Annotated in this window: 3 protein-coding genes and 1 pseudogene; all 4 read right to left on the reverse strand. The window is 54.3% G+C overall.

The genetic code is table 11. The features are described from left to right. Positions 1-116: pseudogene (livG, locus tag VU18_RS20460) on the reverse strand (high-affinity branched-chain amino acid ABC transporter ATP-binding protein LivG); the annotation flags it as partial. Then, complete coding sequence (locus tag VU18_RS12995; protein ID WP_021321780.1) at positions 91-1,065, reverse strand: branched-chain amino acid ABC transporter permease; 975 nt, start codon at positions 1,063-1,065, stop codon at positions 91-93. The gene VU18_RS12995 and the pseudogene livG, both read right to left, overlap by 26 nt. 16 nt (positions 1,066-1,081) lie before the next feature. After that, entirely contained in the window at positions 1,082-1,960 is an 879-nt protein-coding gene (locus VU18_RS13000; protein WP_011232449.1) for a branched-chain amino acid ABC transporter permease, read from the reverse strand. 105 nt (positions 1,961-2,065) lie between these two features. Then, positions 2,066-3,223: an ABC transporter substrate-binding protein gene (locus VU18_RS13005; protein WP_369793575.1), complete on the reverse strand. Its 1,158-nt coding sequence runs from the start codon at positions 3,221-3,223 to the stop codon at positions 2,066-2,068. Positions 3,224-3,680: the final 457 nt, after the last annotated feature.

The raw sequence follows: 3,680 nt of genomic DNA on the forward strand, positions 1-3,680 counted from the left end.
ATGAGCCCGACAAGCTCCCCTTGATGCAGCTCCATCGTCACACCGGAGAGCGCCTTCAGCCCGCCAAACTGGATGCCGACGTTTTCTGCCTTAAGCAACGGTGTTTTTGCCGCCATGATTCATTCCTCCCTGCGCTGCCTTCCGCCATTTGAAGAGCGAAGATAGTTCTTTCGTCCCCATCAGCCCGGTTGGACGGTACAGCATCACCAAAATCAAGACGATGCTGTAAATGATCATCCGCGTTTCCGGATAGTTTTGCAAGAACGTCGAAACGATCGTCAGCAGCACCGCGGCCACCACCGCGCCGGATAGGCTGCCGAGCCCGCCGAGCACGACGAAAATCAAAATGTCAAACGATTTTAAAAAGCCGAAGTTCGACGGCTGAATGATGTAAAAGTGATGGGCGTACAGCGCTCCGGCGATGCCGGCGAAAAACGAACCGATCGCAAACGCCGCCACTTTGTAATACGTCGTGTTGATCCCCATGGCATCGGCGGCGATTTCATCTTCGCGGATCGAGATGCACGCCCGCCCGTGCGTCGAGTTCGTGAAGTTGGCGATCACCAAAATCGTGGCAAACAAGCAGGCGAACACCCATGGCCATGTCGTCATATGCGTCACCGTCATGCCGCTCGCCCCGCCGACGTAATCGATGTTCAAGAGCGCAATGCGGACGATTTCGCCAAAGCCGAGCGTGGCGATCGCCAAATAATCGCCTTTTAAACGCAGGCTCGGCACGCCGATGATGAGGCCGGCGAGCGCCGCCGCCACCCCAGCGGTCAAGACGCCGACCGCAAACGGCAGCTCTAGCTTCATCGTCATGACGGCTGAAGCGTAAGCGCCGACGGCGAAAAAGCCGGCATGTCCAATCGAAAACTGTCCGGTGATGCCGATGATCAAGTGAAGGCTCGCCGCCAGCATGACGTTGATCGCCATGAAAAAGAGCGTGTTGACGTAAAACACATTGAGCGTCCCGCTTGCAATCAGCCACTCGACAACAGCGAAAAAGGCGAAGGCCAGTATGACGGAAACCCAAAATCCACGAGTCCGCTTCCAAGTTGCCATTGTCCCCTACCATCCTTTACACTTTTTCTCGTACGTTCTTGCCAAACAATCCGGCCGGCCGGAAAATGAGAATGAGAATTAAAATGACAAACGCCACTCCGTCGCGCCAAAGCGAGTAGCCGAGCCCGCTGACGAGCGATTCGATGACGCCAAGCAAAAGCCCCCCGACCATCGCTCCCGGAATGATGCCGATTCCGCCCAACACGGCGGCGACAAACGCTTTCAATCCGGGAAGAATGCCCATCAATGGCTCGATTTTTGTATAATAAATGCCGAAAATAACGCCTGCCGCCCCCGCGAGCGCTGAACCGATGGCGAACGTGGCCGAAATCGTGTTGTCGACGTTGATTCCCATCAACCGGGCCGCTTCCGCATCATGGGAAACAGCGCGCATCGCTTTCCCGATTTTTGTCCGGTGAACGATGAACTGAAGAAGAATCATCAAAACGAGGGACGTGCCGAGGATGAACAGCGACTGGCTGCTGATGACAACCCCAAACAGCTTCAAGTTCCGATCCGGCAGCAGCGTGCTCGGATACGCTTCCGGCTGGGCCCCGCGCAAATAAATCGTGACGTACTCAATCAAGAGCGATACGCCGATCGCCGTAATGAGCACTGCGATGCGCGCCGCATTGCGCAACGGCTTGTAGGCAATCCGCTCGATGATCATCCCAAGCACGGCGCAAGAGGCCATCGCCAGCAAAAGCGCCGGGAAAAAGCCGACACCAAGCATCGTTACGGCATAAAAACCGACGAATGAACCGACCATAAAGACGTCGCCATGGGCGAAGTTAATGAGCCGAACAATGCCGTACACCATCGTATAGCCAAGAGCGATGAGCGCATAAATGCTGCCTAGCGAAATGCCGTTGACCAGCTGTTGAATGAGTTCCATGATCGCACGCTCCTTAACGAAAACTCGTCGTTGACCAAAAGAAATGCCGGACAGGAGGGCGCCCCTTAGGGGCCTCCCCCGTCCATGCATCCATCCAGCCTTTCATTACGGATTCACTTTCGTTTTGAATTGCTGCTGCCCGTCTTTGTATTCCAAAATGGCCGCCGATTTGACCGGGTCATGGTTTTCATTGAGCGTCAGCGTGCCGGAGACGAGCTGCAAATCTTTCGTTTGCGCCAGCGCGTCTTTAATTTTCACCGGATCGGCGCTGCCGGCCCGCTTGATGGCGTCGGCCAGGAAGTAGGCTGTATCATAGCCAAGCGCGTTGAACGCATCCGGCGCTTTGTTGTATTTCGCTTTAAAGGCTTTCACAAACTCTTGAATTTTCGGATCCGGGTCGCCCGACGAATAATGGTTCGTGATGTACGTGTTGTTCAACGCGTCTTTGCCCGCGATCTCGACCAGCTTCGGCGAATCCCAGCCGTCGCCGCCCATGATCGGCACGTTCAAGCCAAGCTCGCGCGCCTGCTTGACGATGAGGCCGACTTCTTCATAATAGCCCGGCAGGAAAATGAACTCTGGATTCTTTGATTTTATGCGCGTCAGCGTCGCACGGAAATCGGTGTCTTTCGCGACATACGCCTCTTCAGCGACAATTTTGCCGCCGCCTTGCGTGAACGCGTCTTTAAACGAAGCGGCCAGCCCTTTCGAATAGTCGCTCGAGCTGTCGATCAACACCGCCGCGTTTTTCACTTTCAGTTCGTTCAAGGCGAATTTGGCCGCCACCGTCCCTTGGAACGGGTCGATAAAGCACGTCCGGAAGACGAACTCGTTCACTTTGCCGTCTTTGTTCGTGATCGTCGGGTTCGTGCCTGTCGGCGTAATGAGCGGCACTTTATTGTCGTTGGCGACTTGCACTTGAGCGAGCGTGTTCGTGCTCGTCGCCGAGCCGATGATGGCGACGACTTTATCCTGGCTGATCAACTTGATCGCGCCGTTCGTCGCTTCGGCCGCTTCCGATTTGTTGTCGACTTTCACCAACTCCAGCTTTTTGCCGTTGATTCCTTCTTTGTTGATTTCCTCAAGCGCCAAGTCGAGCCCTTCCGCAATCGACTGGCCGTATGACGCGACCCCGCCGGACAGCTCAAGGTTGGCGCCGATTTTAATCACATCGCCGCCCCCGCCTCCGCCGCTGTTTCCGCCTGAAGAACTGCCTCCTTGCTGGTTGCCGCCGCAGCCGGCCAAAAGACCCGCCGTCAGCATCAATGAGAAAAAGACACCTGCTGCTCTTTTTTCTTCATTTCTTGTTCCCCCCATTGTTCAAAATGTTCTGTCACCAGAGCGCACACCTTTTTCTGCATACTATATCGATAGAGTCCGTCTGCCTTGTGCGCTCGTGCGCCGCGCCGGATGGCGCCGCAAACTGATGCATGCCTTCCGATGCCGGCCGTTCATTCCCCCTCTCAAACTGCTATGTAAATAATAAAACTATTTTCAATTTAATATAATATTACAAAATTCGAACCAACTCGTCTAGTTGTTTTCTATTTGAAAAACAAAAAAAGCTGTTTCCTCTTGACAAACGCCAGAGAAACAGCCAAAGCCCCTTCGCCGGGAAGAACACTTTTTTTGCATAACATTTCCATGTTTCTGTCAAAACCATTCCCAACGGCTGACGCGGGCACCCGTCAACCTAACGGAACTATATAGATGCAATTTG

This window comes from Geobacillus sp. ZGt-1 (genome assembly GCF_001026865.1).
Lineage (GTDB): Bacteria > Bacillota > Bacilli > Bacillales > Anoxybacillaceae > Geobacillus > Geobacillus thermoleovorans.

Coding starts and splice junctions, on each gene's coding strand:
- VU18_RS12995 (WP_021321780.1), bottom strand. CDS start 1,065: ATGGCAACTTGGAAGCGGACTCGTGGATTTTGGGTTTCCGTCATACTG.
- VU18_RS13000 (WP_011232449.1), bottom strand. CDS start 1,960: ATGGAACTCATTCAACAGCTGGTCAACGGCATTTCGCTAGGCAGCATT.
- VU18_RS13005 (WP_369793575.1), bottom strand. CDS start 3,223: ATGCTGACGGCGGGTCTTTTGGCCGGCTGCGGCGGCAACCAGCAAGGA.